1 pseudogene is annotated in these 629 nt (G+C 68.7%); it reads left to right on the top strand.

Annotated elements, in window-relative coordinates:
* Positions 1–629: pseudogene (locus tag KHO41_RS41055) on the top strand (autotransporter outer membrane beta-barrel domain-containing protein); the annotation flags it as partial.

The raw sequence follows: 629 nt of genomic DNA, 5'->3' as shown, positions 1-629 counted from the left end.
GCCAGCAACAAGATCAACGTGAACGTGGCGGGCGCGCCGAGCCTGGTGGCTGGCACGACCGTGCAACCGGGCGTGATCACCGCCGGCACGCTGATTGCCGGCCCGACCTTCCGCGTGACCGACAACAGCGCGCTGTTCGACTTTATCGCGAGCCGCAACGGCAATGCGGTGGACCTGTGCGTGGCTCGCGCCGGCGCGAGCTCGTGCGACGCCAATGCTCCGGTGCCGACGCCAACGCCTGAACCGACTCCCACCCCTACTCCGACTCCCACTCCCACTCCCACGCCGAACCCGGTAATCACCGTGGTGAGCAGCGTGACCAGCGCCCACAACAACCCGGGCCTTGGCGCCGCGCAAGTGTTCGACGCGCTGATCGGCCAGGGTTCGGGCGCGCCGGCCGCCATGGCACCGGTGATCACCGCGCTGGGCACGCTGTCGACCGAGCAGCAGGTTTCGGATGCCGTCAAGCAGACCCTGCCGCTGCTGACCGGCGGCATGTCCGCGGTGAACACCGCAGCGATGCACGCCACCAACCGCGTGATCCAGTCGCGCCAGGAAGCCAACCGCGGCCTGTCGTCGGGCGATGATTTCGTGTCCGATCGCCAGCTGTGGTTCAAGCCGGTGGGCTC

The sequence above is a fragment of the Cupriavidus numazuensis genome, from assembly GCF_905397435.1.
In the GTDB taxonomy this organism is placed as follows: domain Bacteria; phylum Pseudomonadota; class Gammaproteobacteria; order Burkholderiales; family Burkholderiaceae; genus Cupriavidus; species Cupriavidus numazuensis.
Note: the sequence above shows the minus strand (reverse complement) of the source record. Positions and strands in the feature narration are given on the sequence as shown.